At 39.3% G+C, this 18,376-nt stretch carries 15 protein-coding genes; 9 read left to right on the top strand and 6 right to left on the bottom strand.

All coding sequences use genetic code 11. The features are described from left to right. Window positions 1–430: 430 nt before the first annotated feature. The gene (locus tag ACFSTH_RS14095; RefSeq protein ID WP_377774010.1) at window positions 431–1,573 is read left to right on the top strand and encodes an Mbeg1-like protein; all 1,143 of its coding nucleotides are present in this window, start codon (window positions 431–433) and stop codon (window positions 1,571–1,573) included. Window positions 1,574–1,711: 138 nt separating this feature from the next. On the opposite strand, the gene ACFSTH_RS14090 is transcribed toward ACFSTH_RS14095, so the two are convergent. After that, on the bottom strand, window positions 1,712–2,830 hold the full coding sequence (locus ACFSTH_RS14090; RefSeq protein WP_377774012.1) for a DUF4261 domain-containing protein: 1,119 nt from the start codon (window positions 2,828–2,830) through the stop codon (window positions 1,712–1,714). 210 nt (window positions 2,831–3,040) lie between these two features. Between ACFSTH_RS14090 and ACFSTH_RS14085 the strand changes: the two genes are divergently transcribed. Beyond that, window positions 3,041–5,014 (top strand): alginate lyase family protein, encoded by a 1,974-nt coding sequence (locus ACFSTH_RS14085; protein WP_377774014.1) that lies wholly within the window; start codon window positions 3,041–3,043, stop codon window positions 5,012–5,014. 65 nt (window positions 5,015–5,079) lie between these two features. Here the strand turns inward: ACFSTH_RS14085 and ACFSTH_RS14080 are convergent, their stop codons facing one another. After that, window positions 5,080–5,766 (bottom strand): SDR family NAD(P)-dependent oxidoreductase, encoded by a 687-nt coding sequence (locus tag ACFSTH_RS14080; RefSeq protein ID WP_377774016.1) that lies wholly within the window; start codon window positions 5,764–5,766, stop codon window positions 5,080–5,082. A gap of 167 nt (window positions 5,767–5,933) precedes the next feature. Here ACFSTH_RS14080 and ACFSTH_RS14075 point away from each other — a divergent pair, with 167 nt between their 5' ends. After that, window positions 5,934–6,521 carry a TetR/AcrR family transcriptional regulator gene (locus ACFSTH_RS14075; protein ID WP_377774018.1) on the top strand — a complete coding sequence of 196 codons (588 nt, stop codon included), beginning with the start codon at window positions 5,934–5,936 and terminating at the stop codon, window positions 6,519–6,521. A gap of 41 nt (window positions 6,522–6,562) precedes the next feature. Next, a complete protein-coding gene (locus tag ACFSTH_RS14070; RefSeq protein WP_377774020.1) occupies window positions 6,563–7,660 on the top strand; it encodes a hypothetical protein in 1,098 nt (365 codons plus the stop codon). Between the two features lie 86 nt (window positions 7,661–7,746). Here ACFSTH_RS14070 and ACFSTH_RS14065 read toward each other — a convergent pair whose 3' ends face one another. After that, window positions 7,747–8,313 (bottom strand): DUF1963 domain-containing protein, encoded by a 567-nt coding sequence (locus tag ACFSTH_RS14065; RefSeq protein WP_377774021.1) that lies wholly within the window; start codon window positions 8,311–8,313, stop codon window positions 7,747–7,749. On the opposite strand from ACFSTH_RS14065, the gene ACFSTH_RS14060 reads away from it, so the two are divergent. Continuing rightward, window positions 8,307–9,086: a sporulation protein gene (locus tag ACFSTH_RS14060; protein WP_377774022.1), complete on the top strand. Its 780-nt coding sequence runs from the start codon at window positions 8,307–8,309 to the stop codon at window positions 9,084–9,086. The genes ACFSTH_RS14065 and ACFSTH_RS14060 overlap by 7 nt on opposite strands. A gap of 75 nt (window positions 9,087–9,161) precedes the next feature. Here the strand turns inward: ACFSTH_RS14060 and ACFSTH_RS14055 are convergent, their stop codons facing one another. Beyond that, on the bottom strand, window positions 9,162–10,436 hold the full coding sequence (locus tag ACFSTH_RS14055) for a mechanosensitive ion channel family protein (RefSeq protein ID WP_377774024.1): 1,275 nt from the start codon (window positions 10,434–10,436) through the stop codon (window positions 9,162–9,164). 222 nt (window positions 10,437–10,658) lie between these two features. Here ACFSTH_RS14055 and ACFSTH_RS14050 point away from each other — a divergent pair, with 222 nt between their 5' ends. The 3 genes from ACFSTH_RS14050 to ACFSTH_RS14040 are packed head-to-tail and all read left to right on the top strand — an operon-like array spanning window position 10,659 to window position 13,282. Continuing rightward, a complete protein-coding gene (locus ACFSTH_RS14050; protein ID WP_377774026.1) occupies window positions 10,659–11,921 on the top strand; it encodes a M20/M25/M40 family metallo-hydrolase in 1,263 nt (420 codons plus the stop codon). 45 nt (window positions 11,922–11,966) lie between these two features. Next, on the top strand, window positions 11,967–12,764 hold the full coding sequence (locus ACFSTH_RS14045; RefSeq protein ID WP_377774028.1) for a DUF3100 domain-containing protein: 798 nt from the start codon (window positions 11,967–11,969) through the stop codon (window positions 12,762–12,764). Next, complete coding sequence (locus ACFSTH_RS14040; RefSeq protein ID WP_377774030.1) at window positions 12,761–13,282, top strand: hypothetical protein; 522 nt, start codon at window positions 12,761–12,763, stop codon at window positions 13,280–13,282. The genes ACFSTH_RS14045 and ACFSTH_RS14040 overlap by 4 nt, the downstream gene beginning before the upstream one ends. Before the next feature lie 28 nt (window positions 13,283–13,310). Here the strand turns inward: ACFSTH_RS14040 and ACFSTH_RS14035 are convergent, their stop codons facing one another. Continuing rightward, window positions 13,311–13,991, bottom strand: coding sequence for an NAD(P)H-binding protein (locus ACFSTH_RS14035; protein ID WP_377774032.1), 681 nt, complete (start codon window positions 13,989–13,991; stop codon window positions 13,311–13,313). Window positions 13,992–14,127: 136 nt separating this feature from the next. Here ACFSTH_RS14035 and ACFSTH_RS14030 point away from each other — a divergent pair, with 136 nt between their 5' ends. Then, entirely contained in the window at window positions 14,128–15,015 is an 888-nt protein-coding gene (locus ACFSTH_RS14030) for an alpha/beta hydrolase (RefSeq protein WP_377774034.1), read from the top strand. A 368-nt stretch (window positions 15,016–15,383) separates the two neighbouring features. Here ACFSTH_RS14030 and ACFSTH_RS14025 read toward each other — a convergent pair whose 3' ends face one another. Further along, window positions 15,384–18,326: a family 78 glycoside hydrolase catalytic domain gene (locus ACFSTH_RS14025; RefSeq protein ID WP_377774036.1), complete on the bottom strand. Its 2,943-nt coding sequence runs from the start codon at window positions 18,324–18,326 to the stop codon at window positions 15,384–15,386. Between the last annotated feature and the right edge of the window lie 50 nt (window positions 18,327–18,376).

Genomic DNA, 18,376 nt, shown 5'->3' with positions numbered 1-18,376 from the left:
GATATTGAGTCATGATGAATCCCTCCATGGAATGTGGTCTCGACAACTTCATTCTAAAGGAAATAATTCATCATGGCTCTTCTTATTTTCTTCCAGATGCATTTTACACAATTATATGGACTTTACTTCTCCCCCAGTACTTATTTGTATGTTTGTACGTTTTATCGTATAAACTCCCACTATACTCTCTTATTGCAAATTTTCGCTGTAGATTTTTAAATTGACTTAGTGATGAGTCTTGAGACACATCCTAGATCAGTCAGACAAGATGATCGTTTGTTACGTATTAGGACATTCTAATAACAATCTTGCATATGGAAGGATAATTGAATGACGATATCGAAATTAGGGTAATAGAGTGTGAGGAGTAGTGAGCGGACGTATTCCTTCCTATATTAATATAGTTATTTTATTTAAGTGAGGAATCTTGATGGCAAATATAATGGATTATTTGGATTGGCGTGGCGATTTGTCTTTCTCGCAGTCACCTTTTAACGAAGTGGATAGTTTGATATTGTCGCAATTAGTTTATGTTAATTTTGATTATATTGTACCAACGAAGTGGAATCAGGCGAGTGTAACAATAGAAGAAGCGGCTAACCGTTACTTTTCTATGTATAGTGAAGAGCAAATGGAGCAGATGGGCTATATTGTCCGAATTTCGTTACCACTTTTGCGTAAGTTGGCGCTAGCCCCGCGTTTTGCTAACGTTAGACTGTCCAAATTTGGAAATATTATTGATCTAGATAGTACAAAGCAGTTTGCTGCTATGCACGTTGCATTGGATGACGGTTCTACTTTTGTCGCTTTTCGAGGTACTGATAATACAATTGTTGGTTGGCGAGAAAACTTCAATATGAGCATTCGGATGCCGGTTGCTTCACAGTACGAAGCAGTATGTTATTTGGAAGATACTGTGGGGGAAGGAGAGCAGTTACTACGACTAGGCGGGCATTCAAAGGGAGGCAATCTTGCTGTTTATGCCGCTATAATGTGCAAAGCCGAGATGAAGGAGCGAATTGTAGAAGTATATAATCATGACGGTCCTGGTTTTGACAAAAAGATGATCAGTAGTGAAGCCTACCAACAGATATTAAGTAAAGTGCGTACGATTGTGCCACAGTCTTCTATTGTCGGGATGTTACTGGAACATCAGGAGGAGTATACGATTGTACAAAGTAAAGCTTCGATTTTAATGCAGCATGAAGCTTTTTCATGGGAAGTAATGGGCAATTGTTTTGTTCGAGGCGAAAGTGTAGAGCGAAAGAGTGAAGTTTTAGATCAGACATTAAAGTCTTGGCTCACCAAACTGGATCAAAAAGAACGAACTTCTTTTATATCTGCGTTATTTCATGTTTTTGAGGTCGGAGATATTCGAACGTTTGAAGATTTGGGTCGTACCAAGTGGCAAAAAATTAGTCAGATGGTTCGTGCCTTGAATCACTCGGCGGAGCATAAAGCAGTATTGATGAAATCATTGCGGCTTTTGTTGAAGGAAGGAAAGGAAATTATTATCGCGTCTCGGAAAAAGAATAATAATACTAGCTCGGAAGAAGTCAGGATGTTGGAATAGCATAACTGTACTTGTATAGTAAAATGAGATTGCATCGCAGAAATAAGTAACTAGAGCGCCAGTTATAAAAATGAAAGCCGACAAACAGATTTAGTGTCAAGCTTGCCGGCTTATTTGCGTGCATATATGTTTAAACAATTAGAAACCGATTTTGAGACTATCACCTTCTATATAAACGCCTTTGGACTGCGTAATTGGCAACTTCTGATCTTCTGTAAATCCTATCGTTTCGCCATCTCGCAAAGTAACATCGTATTGTAATACGTAAGAGGAAATGTCGATTAAAAAATCATACAGCTCAGAAGAATCCGCCGCACTATCTATTATCTCTATTTCTTTCTTTCCAAACGATTTAAGACCATACGTATAGCCACTTACACCGGATTCTGACCTAACAATACCGAAGTAAACGAGATTTAATAACGGATAGCTACTGTTATCTTCTTTTATAATTTGAGCCATATCGATAAAAGCTTCTGGTTGATATACAGTTCCCGAGGAATAGAGACCGATAGCGTTAGGTAACTTTAGACTACTAGATGCTAACATCGTGTACATTATACCAGTGTCTAGTGCATCATGTGACTGTGAAAATACGGCTAATATTATTTGAGAAACGTGCGTTTTAGTTACTTCCACAGCTTCCGGCCAGAAAAAGTTAGCTCCTGCAAAATGTTCTGCTTCTCCGTCAGGAACGGGGGCATTGATAAAACTTAATGCAATAGTAAATCCTTCTGCTTCAAAAACAAGCGTATTGCCACCAGACTCTTCTTCTTCATCCGGAGTAGGAGCGATGCCCCAATCTTGGAGTAAATTATGTTTGATTTGTTCCAAATCACATTCATCTGAATTCAATAAAACGAAGCCATTAAAAATGTTAGAGCCGCCTTCATCGCTACTATCATTTCCATCTTCTGCTTGGCCAGCTTCATATGCTGCCGCTTCTTTCATCCAATATTCGCGAATCATCTCAACCATTTCAATTGAGTTTTGTTCAGCAGTTGCTGGATCATAAGGCTCTAATTCACTAAACACATGACCGCAATGCGTGGTTTCGGTGAGGTTTTCATACCCTCCGCACACTCCTAGCAACCACTTTCCAAAAGTAGATGCTTTAAATTTAAATATGTAGTAATGCATATCGTGCAAGTCAAATTCTCCAACACACTCTATTTTACTAGGCGCTTTGCCGAGTTCATCTTCATGTGCTAGCCATTCAATCATAGATTCCATTGCACTTTGTTTTTGGGCAGTCATGTACTTCTCTCCTCAATATAATTGACTTATAGCATTATTATTATAGCTAACATTGAATTAATAAGGCAATAATGTGGAGAAATTAACATACGAATTAGATAAAACAAACAATAAAAACGCTATGTTTTTCGTTATAATTAAATATGAAACAACGTTGTCATGTAATTTTGATACTTTGATATTTTCAATTAGATAGTTGGAGGTACTGTCATGCAATTACAAGAATGTTTGAAGGAACAATTAAGTGCAGCGGAAATGCTTGTTCGCGTACGGTCAAGGTTAGAGCCAATGACAGAAAAAGCCGCTTATATAAGAGAGCAATTACCAGAAGTTGTACAGCAAACAGTAGAAGCAGCAGAATTAGCTTATAATGGTATGCTGCAATTGCCTGGAACGGGTGGAGTAAGAGAGTTCATTGGTAATCCACCTGTCTGGCTCGAGCGTCGTCATAATGACAATGAATTTCTATGGCAACTGAATCGTATGACACATTGGCAAGAATTGCTAGAAGCATACTCTTTAACAGGAGAAAGAAAGTATGGTCAGAAAGTCATTGATGAATTGTTAGATTGGATAGAAAAGGTACCTATTACGAAGGAAATGGAGCAACATCCTATAGGCTGGTTTTCGCAGTGTCACCCATTGCGTGCTCTTGAGTTAGGTATTAGATGTTATAAAACATGGCCGCTAATACTAGAACATTTGGGTCATAGCGACTTACTGACAGATGAAGTATTGGAAAAATATATGGTATCGGTTTATATGCAAATAAAGCTTTTGCGGAGAGTATCGCCTTTGTTATGGCCGAAAGCAGATCATAATCACTTCTTGATGGAATGTCTAGGTGTTTTAACAACAGCGTTGTACTTCCCTGAGTTTAAAGAGGCAGAGGAATGGAAACAATTTGCCATTGATGGAATTGAACGATGTTCAGAAGCACAATTAACAGAAGATGGCGGACAAATCGAAGGTTGTCCATCGTATCATAATGGTTGTATGTTTTGGTTTGGACTTGCGGCTGTATTAGCTGCTCGCTTCGGTTTTTCATTCTCGCAACCGTTTATGGAACGTTTTCGTCATAACCTTGATTATTCTATTTATTCCTTACGACCAACGGGAAAATGTGTTCCTGTAGGTGATTCCAATGCTAATCATTTGGCAGTAATGGGTGGAATATATGGATTTATGGCGTTAAATGATATGACTTGGGTAGCACTTGCTTCTAACTGGATAGAAAAATCAATAGTACGAGAAGAAGCGTTGCGACATATATGGAGAGCACCGGACATTGTAGCGTTCAAAGAACAATTAGATGTAGTTATCGAGCGTAAAGAAGCTTATCATTGTGACAAAAATACAGTGTTTTGGAATCGAACGATACATCAAGCTATTATTCGTAGCGGTTGGGAAAAGGAAGCATTGAGCTTCTTATTCACTTGTCGTGCTCCAATTCAAAACTTCCATGCACATATTGATCTAATGAGTTTTGATTTTACGGCGTTGGGTAAAGATATGATTGGAGATCCAGGTATATTTTGTTATAGAGATGACGAAGATCGCAAACAATTCAAAAGCAGCAATTATCACTCTACCGTATTAATTGACGAACGTGATCAATTTGAGTATTTAGGTTCTTTTAATTATGGACCACAAAAAAAAGGTGAAATTTACAACGTGCAGGATTGCGGTTTTTATCAAGTAGCTAGCGCTGAACATGAAAACTATGAGCCGATTATTCATCGCAGACATATTGCACTAGTAGATAACAAATTTTTAGCAGTGGTAGATGAACTTGAAGGGTTACGTCATAGTAATGCGAAACATATTCAACGCTATTTTCACCTAGACTTTACCGATGTTAACATCATGGACAATAAAGTTATTGCAAATAGTGACATAGCTAACTTAGCTATTTTGACGAGTGACTGTGGTGAAAGTAGTTTACTACCGGGGCGAATGTCGGATGTGACAGATGTATCGCGTGATGCTATTCGTGTAAGGTATGAGCACAGCGTGGAGCAATTGAATATAGACAAAGCAGTGTTCCTTACTTTATTAATTCCTTACTATGAAGATGCGCCACAAGTATCGATAGAACAGTCCACACAAGGAACTTTCGAAGTTATATACAATGAACACTATCATATTTCGTTGCACAATAAAGATATTCGGATATCAAAATAATTATAAAAAACCGCTAATGAAGGTCAAGCAGTAGCTGCTTGCTTTCGTTAGCGGTTTTTATTATTTTAGTCTGCTGACGCACGTACAGTTTGTGCATTAGCACTGCCTGTTGGCAATGCGGCAAGTGCAATTAGCTTATCTACTACTGTAGCAGGGTCGCCTTCGCCATATGGATTTTGTTCTGTTTTTAAATTACCAGGATCAAACAGACTCATCAAAATGCCTGACTGCTCTTCTTCTATAGCATAAGTACGAATAAGTGCTTCCATTGCTGCTTTAGCTGCCGAATAAGCTCCGAGATTTTCTAAGTAGAAATTAGCCATTTGTGAAGTGATGTTCACAATTCTTCCGTATTGTTGCTCCCGCATAATTGGCACAAACGCAGATGTCATTAAGAAGACGCTATCAAGATTTAATTGCATAACCGATTGGAAGGTAGCGTAGTCCATATCACGCAAAAGTTGATATGCTTTCGTTCCACCAGCATTGTTAACGAGCACATCTATACGCCCGATATCTGCCAGTACTTGTTGTTTTAATTGTTTTACTTCTTCCGGGTTGGTAACGTCAGTAGCATACAGGCTAGCTATACCATGATTAGATCTAATTTCTTGAGCGACTTCTTCCAGCTTATCTTTTCGTCGTCCAACTAGAATGACATGTGCACCTTCGGTAGCGGCTTTAAGCGCTGTTGCTCTTCCGAGCCCTGTTCCTGCTCCTGTAATAAGAGTTACTTTGTTTTCTAATAACAAATTTGCTCACACTCCACTCTGTATAATTTAGACAGCTGTTGATTTTATGACATGATGTTAATATAGTATTGTAGAGGTATTGAAGTCAATAATCACTATAATAGTAATTGTTATGAAATGAACAAAGCATATAGAGAGTGTTGAATGGATGGGGAGGAGAGGTAAACGTGGCGGGTATAAAAAATAATAGACGTACAGTATTGACGAAAGAAAGTATTAAAAATAGTTTTTTACAATTGTTAGCAACAAAAGCGTTATCGCAAATAACAGTGACAGAAATATGCCATAGAGCAGATATTAATCGTGGTACATTTTATTTACATTACAAAGACGTTTATCATTTGTTTGATGTGTTGCGAGAAGAAATGGTAGATGAGCTGCGAGAAAAAGTAGTAGTAAAGCAAGACTTATGTTCTGAAAAAGGTGCCGTATTGCAGCTGTTGCAAATTATTTATGAACGTAAAACGATTTATCAAGCGATGATGCAGCAATCGAAGGAAAGTAATTTGTTAACGGGCATTTTTAAAGAATTTCGCACAATCTTTTTTCAACGAATTAAAGCAGATCTCGGGGAGCGAACAATTCCAGTTACAGCTTCCGATTATTATTTTACATATATGATTTACGGCTGTACAGGTATTATTAACGAGTGGCTGAAGTCGGAACAGCAAGCTAGCCCAGAGCAAATTTCTCAAATCATTACAGAGCTATCGGAGACAACTATTCGTTTAACGGAGGGACAGAAAAGTATATAATAGTCATTATAAATAGAGAAATTCCGTTGGGAGAGATAGAGATGAGTAGATATCAATGTGAACGTTGTCAAATGGAGATTGGATTTCAAGGCGTGTGTTGGAAGTGTAGCAGTCGTGAAAAACGTGAAAGTTACGAACAACTGACTACAGATCAGTTGCAATTAAAATTACAAACCATCATAGAAAGAATAGAGGAAGTAGAGAAGTGGAAAGAAATCTATGACGATTTTAATGGCTTGCTTGCTTATCATGATATAAATTTGGCGGAAGTAGCAGAAGCAGCATTACAAAAAAATATTTATTACCCCGGCACCTTATATCGAGATGCGACGAAAGTAGTGCAAGAAGAAATAATTAGCCGCTTATTACAGCCGGATTGTCCTTCGCAAGATGCTAGTAGTATGATGCTTTGCTTAGCTGCAAGCGGTGGAGACCGAGTAGTCGAAGTATTCGCTCAGTTGGAGAAAGAGCCGCTGCCGTGGCAGAGTAATTTATATGTAGGTCCTGCCATCTATGCACAAGAAAGTAGTTGGGGATTTAACCGTAGCGGTCAAGCGGTACAACTGCATTATGATACTTGTTTTGCCATGCTGCCTGATGGAGACGGCGATGCCGCAGCTGCTGCTGGGCGATTGCGACAGGACGATTATTGCTCGGATTGTGGTTGCCAAATGATTGATATACTGCGTCTCGATGGACGAGATGATCGTTTTTCTTTTTTGAATGTGACAGGAGTACTAGCTATTCCAGTCTGTCCAAATTGTTGTATGATGCATGAGACAAACTATGTGCGGTACGACGCTTATGGTAATTGTACGCTTATGAAGCAAGAAAGTTCGGGAGAAAAAAATTATGTTTCGGCAGCAGACTTGCAAGCAATGGATCAAATGAAGTTAACACTTACAGCTACTAGTTTGCCTAAATATTATGCTTGCGGTGGGGATGAAGTAATTACTATTGGCGGCGTACCGGAATGGATACAAGATGCACAGTTTGATTCGTGCCCGGATTGCGAAGAACGGATGACTTTTTTTGCTGCGGTTCCGTGGTCGACATTGTATGATAGCGCAGAAGGTACGCTCTATATAGAACATTGCCCGAATTGCCGAACGATTGGCATGCACCACCAACAAACGTAGCAATCCAAAAGCTATCGGTCTGTTTTTTTAGTCATATAGTTACTTGCAAACCGATAGCTTAGTTGATTTTATTATGTTTTTACAAACTAACTAGAATATAGCGAACAGTAGGTTCGATCAAACTTTTGGGCAAGTAAATCCTCTTTTCGAACATAAAATTGCAAAGCACCAGCATCCCACCAACAGAAGCCAATGTCATTGTCAGAATCAAGTTGTAGCAACAATAGTATGTAGGAGATTTCTTGTTTAGCTTTAGATTGGTCACCATTTAGAGCAGCAGTTATTTTTTGCAGAGCATTTTCCATACTATAGTCATACTCTTTGCCAGTTAGGAGCATTAGTGCTGCTTCGTATTCGGCATCATCATGTTGCCCATCAGGGTAGCTGAACATTTGCAGTACATCATGATTGCCTTGTATCGATTCATGGACAGCATCCAGAAAATCTTCATAATCGTCAGACGATGCGTCTTCGTCATCTAAATAATATTTGTTTTTTACGATTGTATCACGTCGAATCTGCAAAATTGAAGGGTAAATCATGAAGGATGTTTGCTGATTTTTAGTAGAATAATTGAAATTTTCGAAACCAATTCTTTGCGCAATGCGTATCAAAACTTTGAACCAATTAGAGGAGGTATTATCTGATGACATTATTTAAGAAAATGCTCGCTAGTGCAGGAATTGGTGCGGCGAATGTAGATCTTATATTAGAACGAGATCATGTACAGGCGGGAGAAACGATTCATGGCGTCGTTCGCATTCAAGGCGGGCGAGTGGATCAACATGTCGATGATATTTATGCATTTTTGAAAACAAGATATATAAAAGAGCAAAGTGATTCGAAAGTTAGTGTGGATGCTACGATAGCGAAGTATCAATTGGCTGGAAAGTTCACTGTTTTGGCGGAACAACGGTATGAATTTCCCGTTACGATGAAACTACCGGATATTTTGCCAGCTACTATAGGTAAAACACCGGTTTGGTTTCAGACTGGGTTAGATATTAAAGAAGCGATTGACCCGCAAGATAATGATTATTTGTCAGTCGCACCACACCCACATGTTGCCGTCGTGTTAGATGCTGTACAACAAATGGGCTTTCGTATGCATGAAGTTTCATGCAAAGAAGTAGCCAGAAGATTTCGTGTAGACAATATTCCATTTGTCCAAGAGTTCGAGTTTATTCCGACAGCACATTATCGAAACGTATTGGATGAATTAGAGTTTATGTTTTATCCCAATGCCAGTGGTATTGAAATGCTTGTACAAATTGACAGACGAGCAAGAGGGTTGTCTGGTTGGCTAGCAGAAGCTGCTGATATGGATGAAAGTTATGTCACTATTCGTTTTGATCGGCAAGAACTAGCAAATGGTAGCTCATATATAGCGCAGCAATTAGCAGCTCATATTAATAAATATACGTAAGCAAAAAACAGGGTGCCTGGGCACTCTGTTTTTTTGTTGAGAAGGACTATATAAACATTGATAGCATAATCATCGTTACGGTGAAGCTACTTGATTAGGCTGCTCTTGCTCTGGATCATCTTGTTGCAGCATACTGCTAATGTCATGTCCGGTTGGGCTTTGGAAGGTGCGTAATCCGAATTCAGGAGCAACAGCAAATATATGATCAAAAATATCGGCTTGTACTGATTCGTATATAGCCCATGTCGTGTCGTTAGTAAAAGCATAGATTTCTAGTGGCAGCCCACTATCGCCCGGAGCAAGCTGTCGTACTAAAAGTGTTAATTGCTGGTGAATTTTAGGATGATGCTTTAAATATTGTTGTACATAAATACGGAATACACCGATATTCGTTAATTGTCTACCGTTTACTTTGCTGGAAGTGTCGATCTGATGCTCATTGTTATATTGTTCTATTTCCTCCATTCTCGTTGTCACATAATCTTTTAGAAAGTGAATTTTTTTGAATGCTTCAATCATTTCTGGTGTACAAAACTGAATACTGGTCGTATCGATATAGAGCGAGCGTTTAATTCTCCTACCACCTGCGGTTTGCATACCACGCCAATTTTTGAAAGAATCAGAAATAAGCGCATAGCTTGGCAGCATCGTAATTGTTTTGTCAAAGTTCATCACTTTCACTGTGTTTAACGTAATTTCGATAACATCTCCATCTGCATGATACTTCGGCATTTCTATCCAATCTCCGACACGTACCATATCGTTCGATGATAGCTGTACACCTGCAACAAGACCGAGAATCGAATCTTTGAAAATTAACATAAATACAGCAGACAGAGCACCTAGCCCACTAATAAGAATGAGCGGATTTTGCCCGATTAAACTAGAAATAACAGAAATACCACCGATAATATATAGCACAATTTTGACGACTTGAATGTAACCTTTAATAGGTCGAACTTTGGAAATGGGATAGGTGTGGTAGATAGCATCTAATGCATTTAGTGATGCGTTGATGATACTAATGATGATAATTGTAATGTAAATAACGGCAGATTTTTCAATCCAATATTGGTATTTGGGAAACGTTTCACCCGAGGAATAGACAATAATAGCTGGTACGAGATGCGATAATTTATGAAATACTTTTTTTTCTAAAACAATATTGTCCCATGTGTACTTATTTTTCATAATCATCGGGGTAATAATTTTAAGAATCACTTTTTTAGTAATAAAATTGAACAAAATGCACACTGCCGCAATGAACAGTATCATAATAATGCTGGCTAAGTAGGTAACAGTCGTTCCTGAAAGACCATAATTTTCTAATTCATTTCTAATGAAGTCCATGCCATCCTCCAAATTGATCTTGTTAGCTTACTATTATAAAATAGTTATTCTTTTTTCGCAAAAATAGGGAATGCTATCTATATTAGTTTAACATGAAAATCGTCATAACGTGGTTAATAAAGGGCATGTTTCTACATGAATCGACATTACTACACGCAAAATTCTGTGGTATAATCTCCAAGTGAGCTTTTTAATATATTACAAGTGGTATAAGGAGATATTATGAGTTTTCAAAAACAATATGATGAAATTTACCGTATTGCACGTACGATTTTTGAACATCCAGAGCTAGGTTATAAGGAATTTCATACAACTAATTTGGTGCAGGAGTTCATAAAGTCGGTCCATCCAGAAGCAGAGCTAGAACTATTCAGTACAACTGGAGTGAAAACTTCACTAGGCAAAGGAAAGTCGCTTAATATTGCGTTTATTGCAGAGCTGGATGCAGTTTATGCTCCTTCTCATTGGCAGGCAGATCCGAAAACAGGCGCAGCACATAATTGTGGGCACTATACTCAAGTAGCAATTGCTCTTGCGTTATACAAACACTATGTAGAAACTAAAAACTATGAAGCGTTGGATTATACCCTTACTTTCATCTTTATTCCAGCTGAGGAATATTTGGATCTTACTTATCGTGATCAGCTGTTGCAAGAAGGTACTATTTCTTATTATGGCGGTAAACCTGAAGCAATGAAACTTGGTGTGTTTGATGATATCGATATTGGAATGTGCGTTCATGCTATCGGTGGAGAATTCGAAAAACGGACAATTGAAATTAATTGTGATCTGGCAGGCTTTTTGTATAAACACTATACGTTTATTGGCAAGGCGACTCATGCTGGATTTGACCCATTTTCGGCAAAAAATGCATACAGTATGTCTACACTCTTTAACGTAGCACTGGGGTTAAGCAGGCAACAGATGAAGGATAGTGAAAAAGTACGAATCAATCCCATTGTGATGGAGTCGGATATGTCTACTAACGTTATTCCTAACCGAATCAAAGTAGGCACTGATTTACGTACGCTGTCTACGGATTATATGAAGGAAGCAGCCAAACTTCTCGACGCAGCAGCGAACGGTAGTGCGATAGCTTTGCAGGGCGAAGTAGAAGTGAAGACACAAATGGGCTATTTGCCATTTCATCAAAATCATGATTTGAATGAGTTTGTAAGAGAAGCGTTTGAACAAAATGAGGAAATTAGCGATATTTGGGATGGCAATACGATTAGTGCAGCAGGAGATATTGGAGACTTGTCGTTTATGATTCCGTGTATCCAAATTGGTCATAGTGGATTCAGTGGGACGATTCATGGTGATGATTTCAAAGATGTCGATCCGGAATTTTTGTTTGACATATTTCCGCAGTTTTTGACGCAGGTGCTGGAGAAAATGAATGGACGTATAGATCGTACGAAGCTTTACCGTCGTTCTTTTGAGCAATATGAACAATTATTACAGTCGATAGTAGCAACAGAGTAGTACGACTTGAATAGATGAATTGTAGACAGAAAAGAGGATCAGGTGTTGAAGTCAAAATTATCACTACTTATTTTAATCGCATTTGTTATGGTCGTAATAGCGATATCAGAACTAATTGGGATTAGACCAATTACGATAGGAAGCCTCAAGATTAGTTTGCTACCACTTGTCTTTGCTATTGTTATTACGATGGTATTAGGGATGGCCATTTTTCGAAAAGGGTTTATGAAACAGATTTACAGTAAAGCGAATGTTGGGTTTTCTAGTAAGTATTTAATTTTTATTATGCTACCGTTGATGGCAAGATACGGGGCAGACGTTGCACCGAAACTAGAGGAAATTATGAAAGTTGGCTGGGTTTTCTTGCTGCAAGAGCTTGGTAATTTAGGAACAGTTTTGATTGGTTTGCCAATTGCGATTGCACTTGGTTTACGTAGAGAAGCAATTGGTTCCACGCTTGGGCTAGGACGCGAAGGAGAGCTCGCCTATATTTCTGAAAAATACACATTGGATTCTCCAGAAGGTCGAGGAGTATTGTCGTTGTATATTATCGGTACGTTGTTTGGCGCTTTATTTTTTAGTATTTTAGCACCGATTATGCACTCCCTTGGTTTTTCGATTGAAGCATTAGCGATAGCGTCTGGTGTTGGCTCGGCTAGTATGATGACAGGTTCATCCTCTGCCCTAGTAGCTATTGCACCTGAGATGGCAATAACGATTAATGGTTATGCCGCTGCCAGTCAGTTGTTAACAAGCTTCCTCGGGACGTATACGATGGTATTTCTTGCTGTGCCGCTTCAACGCTTCATGTACAACCTGATGGTAAGAGGTGGAAAAAAATGAGTCAACAAACAGTGAAAGAACAACCAGAACAACCAGTAGAAACAAGCTTGAATAAATATATTAAATATGCGCTCGTCTTGTTACTCAGTGTTAGTTTAATTTTGTTTACAGAACAAATGAAATTTATAAAAAGTGGCGAAGGATCTATTACGTTAGGTACGTTAGCTGGTTTAGGTGTATTGTGGGGTTTTTCGTTAATAGGTGTTATTATTTCAGAGTTAATGAAAAAAACATCGATTAGAATATTGCAAGAATTCCCTGTTCTCGGCTGGGTTTCGATTGTTTCGTTAGCGGGTTGTTTATTATCTGATGATTTGGTAACAGCAATCGGTCATGTTAATTTCTTATCGATAACAACACCAATATTGGCATTTGCCGGTATTTCCGTTGCTGATCGCTTGGCAGATTTGCGTAAAACTTCTTGGCGAGTAGCGATTATCGCTATATTTGTTTTTACAGGAACGTATATCGGTAGTGCGTTGCTAGCTGAATTTGGTTTATTCGTATCTGGAAATTAGTTGCAATAAAAAAAGTTGTACTTCCAGCCTATTCATTCGGTTGGAAGTGCGACTTTTTTGCAATTTCGGCGGAAGAGTAAATGGTTACCTGCTGTTTGCTAGGTACTAACGCAATCTGTTTCATTGCTTGTGCTACTTCAGCGCCTTGTATCGAACGGAATTTGCGAAATGGACCGATTAACAACGGATTAACTACTTTAAACGACCATTCGCCTAACTTTTCAGCAGTTCGCACTTCAGGGCGCTCACCAGTTAATAAAGAAGGACGCAAAATCGATAAACGCTCAAATGATAGGGCGATCAGTCTATTTTCTAATTTTCCTTTGACATGATTATAGAAAATGGGGGAGGATTCATTGGCTCCCATAGCGGTAATAACGAGAAAATGCTCGGCTTGCTGCTGTTTGGCAAAAGTAGCTACGGTTAGCGGATAGTGATAGTCTACTTGTTCAAAGGCAGGGCGAGAGCCAGCTTTTTTGATCGTAGTCCCTATACAACAAAAGACATCCTGCACGCCATGCAAATGTTCGCTAGTAATATTGTCAAAATGACAAACGGTAACTTCTAATTTTGGATGAGAAAATGAAAGAGAACGTCTGGCAATTACTTTAATCTGTTGATAGTGTTCACCTATGCAAAGCTGTTTTACTAGTTCACTACCGACTAAACCTGTTGCTCCAATGACGAGTGCAATTCTATTATTAGGCAAAGTTATTCCATCCCTTCTCCTATGTTGCTATAATTAATCTATCGCTAATTGCGAATTAAAAACAAATGATTAGTCACTATTGTACATGATCTTTGCCGACATAGATAGGTGAAGAAAGATGATGAAGGAGGAACAAATGAAAACGCTACAATTCCCTTTAACAGAAGATGGTCGAGTAACATTAACGGCATATATTATTGACACGTCACCAGAGATGAGCAATTGGAAACAGCGTCCAGCGGTTTTAGTTTTACCAGGTGGAGGCTATATGATGACATCTGATCGTGAAGCTGATCCTGTTGCATTTCATTATTTGAGCAAAGGATTTCACACGTTCGTATTACGTTATTCCGTTGGGGTACATGCAGCTTTTCCAGCACCGCTGATTGATGTTTCAAGAGCGATGGCATTGATTCGGAATTATGCGGAAGAATGGCATTTGGATGACAAACGGGTGGCTATATGTGGTTTTTCGGCGGGAGGACATTTGGCAGCGAGCTTAGGAACGATGTGGCATGAGGAACAAATAGTCCAGCAAGCGGGCATTGCACCGGGGACGAACGAACCGAATGCATTGATACTTGGATATCCGGTTATTTCGTGTGCTGATGATTCTGAGAAAAGATTGGAGAAGATGTGGGAATGTGCTATGGGAGAACAGCCTTATGAGCAAATGCAGCAGCAATTATCTTGTGAGCTACATGTTGGCTCGCATACACCGCCTACGTTTCTCTTTCACACGTTTGCTGACAATGTTGTGCCAGTAGAGCATTCCTTACTATTTAGCCAAGCGTTAGCAAAACATGATATTCCTTTTGAGTTACATATTTACCCAAATGGAGTACATGGTATATCACTAGCGAATGAAATTACATCCACTGGTAGAGATAACTTAGTTGATCGTGATGTAGCCGGTTGGGTGGAACAAAGTAGTGCGTGGTTATGGCGTTTATTTGGTATGTATGCAACATCTAGTGCTGGTAATAAGCAAGTAGATATTTTATCGAGAGCAAAGCTACTATGAATTATAGTTGCACCCGGTAACTGCTAGGTGTTACGCCGATGAATTTTTTGAATTGACACCCCTTTTGGTTATCTTATATCTTACTACGTTCTTATCCAGAAGAGCATCGTATTTCATACGAAAAAACATATAAACGGTCATGTGAAGGGGCTGGTAACGTAGGTTTTGTATGAGAAAACGTATAAATGGATGTGTGAAGTAGCTAGTAACGTAAGATTTCATACGAAAAAACGTATAAATTGGCTTTTTGAAGGTTGTATTAAGCAATAAACAAAGCAAACAGTACAAAACTATAATCAAAAGCACCTTCCACTAACGATTGTTATGATGACATAAGGTCTGGTGAAAGGTGCATTTTTGATCATTGTTTAGTCTATAACCACTTTGTCTAACTGTAGCTCGTATCCATCCGGTGTTATGATCGTCGCTTTTATATGAGCGGGTATAATGACGCGGAGTGAGAAGAGACGTGATGTATGATCAACATGCCATTCTATATCGACTCTACCGTCACCTGGCAGAGGAACAGTGCCGCGAGCCCAATCTAAATCAACGATATGCGGTTCGATAGTAATCTGATTCCATCCTGGATCATCACTAGTAACGCCAAGTAAATACGCACTCAAGAAATAGGCAGGACCAGCGGACCAAGCATGACAATGACTACGAGTTAACAGCTGTTCATGTTCTCTTACATCTAGTGGTTTCGGATACATTTCCCAACAAGTCGTTGCACCATAACGGAGCATCGTACCGTAATGATGGCGAATGTCGTCAATCATAACTTGCTGTTGTCCAAGCTTCACTAATGCCTCGTAATAAAAGAAAGACATAAACGGGCTACCAATCGGTACAAAGTGTACAGGGGGCTTCAAAATATATTGCTCTAGGTAATGTAGTCGATCTTCTCCAGCAATGTTGCATAGATAGGCTACCGTTTGCGTTTGCATACTATAAATAGTAGAGCGTCTTCCATCCTCATGAATGCAGTCGATATATGCCTGTTCTTCCTCTGACCACAAATGGTGATTAATCGCTAATTGCAAAGTATGTGCTGCTGTTTGCCATTGTTGAATAGGCATGTGCGTTTGATTGGTTAAATTAGCAAGTGTAGCTGCATGTTGCAGCGCCCGTACGAGAAACATATTTTGATGCGAAACAATTCCTTCATTTGGTTGATCTATAGGTGCCCAGTCCAGCAAGTTCCATCCGTTCATGTCAAGCAAACCTTGCGGGTTGATTCGTTGTTGATAGGCATCTAGCACTGTTTCCATCGCTGGAAGGACGTTTTGGGCAAATTGCTGATCACCACTAAACAAATAGTATTCGTAACAAGCGGTTATCCAAAAAAACGTCCAATTGGGAATGACACTATTCCAGCCACTAGGTACTTGATTAACGAGTAGTGGTGACTGAAATCCGGAACCGATCACTAGCTCTAAGCTTCGTTTCGTAATCGCCGTATTACCAAATAAGTAGTAGTTAATTAAAGCTTCATTACGTGCATCTCCAACCCAATATACTTGCTCATAAGAGGGGCAATCGACAAACGTATCTTCCATACAAAGCTTTGTCGTATGTTTACTCATTTCCCAAATATCGTTAAGCAAAGCATCGGAGCTATGAAACTGCCCTATTTCGGCGACAGGAAAATGGCTTTGTAACATCGTTAGTTTTTCGAATCGAACCGGATAACTAGCTTGACGTACAACTATTTGTAAATATCTAAACCCGCGCCGAATATTCGAAGTGTACGTTTGATAACCTTCATGACAAATATAACGCATCGTATTATCTAATTGATAAGTGTGTTGTATCCAATTCGCATTCATATATTCAAAACCATAAAAATCGATAATTGTATTCGCTGCTGCAAATAAAGAAAATGCAATATAACCAGAATATTCTTTGCCGAAGTCAACAATAAATTCTGTATCTGCTTGATCAAATAACGGAATTTCCGCTACCGTTCGATTAGCAATCACTAAGTTATGCAACGTGTAAGGAATGGAGATTGTTTTCGCTTCTGTCGTCCAAACACAGGCTGAAAAAATGTCATCATCGCTCATTAAAGCTGCATCTAATGTACGTAATAGTGGTAGAAAATTTTGTAAGTCTCCAGCGCTTTTTAACGTTGCTTTCGCTCGAATGTACTCTGGATGATTGTCCTTTATTGGTTTAGTAGGCTGGTGATCGATTTTTTCGATGTAATCAAAAGGACCAAGTGTTACGAAAGGAGTAGCCATGATTTTGTTCTGCAATATAGTTAATGGTGAAATAAGCTCGATAGGTATAGGAGCGTCAATAGCGAGATGGTAACTGTGCCCATGGACTGTTCCTTCTAGGTCAAGCAGAACAAAGTGATCCCCAGCTTCTAAGGGGATGTGTAAATATTGTTCGGACATCTTTCGTTCGTAATCTTGCTCAGTATACCATCTTCCATTAATAGCTATCTGTGTAGTAAAGCGACCGCTGTCTACAATGCCGATAGTTAGCGTTGTCGGTTCCGTGAGACGTAATATCGTCGCTGCTATGCCGTATAGTTGAATGACGTTTGCATGATCGGGGCTACTTGGTACAAAGTGGTTGCGCCAATCTATTGCACTACCCCACTGTCGTGGGACAACTGCGCGTAATCGCTCTATGCGAAGCGGATCAACAGCTGTTTCTGTGAGCGGAGGAATGTCTGTAGCTACAATTTCCGTCCACGGATGCATGCCGACAGCACCAATAACGGTCGCTGAATCCCAGTTGCTATCATCGAAATCGCGTGCAAACCAATCCACTTCTGCTTGATTGGCATCAAACATTTCTACAAACGGTAGCTGACAGGATATTCGACTAGCACGTGTTGCATAGCTGGCATGTATCGTTGTTTTCCAGCTATCGTCTGTAGTGACAATGGGGGAAAACTTCGATTGCTCGGCATAAGTATTCGTAGTAGCATCGATTTGTGCTAGCAATCCACCTCTACCTCGCAAATATTGAAACGTCGACACGCCATAATGCATGACCAGTACAGCAATGGAGTTATATTGACCTATGCGTACGAGATGGGTAATGTTGTATTCATCATAAGCAAGACTCGTTTGCCAAGAACGGACTGGTCCTCGCCCGAGTAATTGTCCATTAATATAGACGACATATCTAGCATCTGCTGTTAGTTTTAAAATGAGCGGTTCAGCGGCATCTATATAAAATTGTTTGCGGAATAGCCGCCATTCATTACGGGGACTTGCTTCGCCGACTCCCCAAATCCAAGTAGCGCGCCAATTGTTATGGGGTAGGTGGTGTTGTACGATTTCATTCATCTTCATATTTCCTCCTTGTTAATTTATGTAGTCGTTATTTACACTAATGC

This window comes from Paenibacillus yanchengensis, assembly GCF_042684845.1.
Taxonomy (GTDB): Bacteria; Bacillota; Bacilli; order Paenibacillales; family Paenibacillaceae; genus Pristimantibacillus; species Pristimantibacillus yanchengensis.
The sequence above is the reverse complement of the archived record's forward strand: the minus strand, read 5'-3'. Positions and strand labels throughout refer to the sequence as shown.

Coding starts and splice junctions, on each gene's coding strand:
- ACFSTH_RS14095 (WP_377774010.1), top strand. CDS start 431: ATGGCAAATATAATGGATTATTTGGATTGGCGTGGCGATTTGTCTTTC.
- ACFSTH_RS14090 (WP_377774012.1), bottom strand. CDS start 2,830: ATGACTGCCCAAAAACAAAGTGCAATGGAATCTATGATTGAATGGCTA.
- ACFSTH_RS14065 (WP_377774021.1), bottom strand. CDS start 8,313: ATGTCATCAGATAATACCTCCTCTAATTGGTTCAAAGTTTTGATACGC.
- ACFSTH_RS14050 (WP_377774026.1), top strand. CDS start 10,659: ATGAGTTTTCAAAAACAATATGATGAAATTTACCGTATTGCACGTACG.
- ACFSTH_RS14040 (WP_377774030.1), top strand. CDS start 12,761: ATGAGTCAACAAACAGTGAAAGAACAACCAGAACAACCAGTAGAAACA.
- ACFSTH_RS14070 (WP_377774020.1), top strand. CDS start 6,563: ATGAGTAGATATCAATGTGAACGTTGTCAAATGGAGATTGGATTTCAA.
- ACFSTH_RS14055 (WP_377774024.1), bottom strand. CDS start 10,436: ATGGACTTCATTAGAAATGAATTAGAAAATTATGGTCTTTCAGGAACG.
- ACFSTH_RS14030 (WP_377774034.1), top strand. CDS start 14,128: ATGAAAACGCTACAATTCCCTTTAACAGAAGATGGTCGAGTAACATTA.
- ACFSTH_RS14025 (WP_377774036.1), bottom strand. CDS start 18,326: ATGAATGAAATCGTACAACACCACCTACCCCATAACAATTGGCGCGCT.
- ACFSTH_RS14085 (WP_377774014.1), top strand. CDS start 3,041: ATGCAATTACAAGAATGTTTGAAGGAACAATTAAGTGCAGCGGAAATG.
- ACFSTH_RS14060 (WP_377774022.1), top strand. CDS start 8,307: ATGACATTATTTAAGAAAATGCTCGCTAGTGCAGGAATTGGTGCGGCG.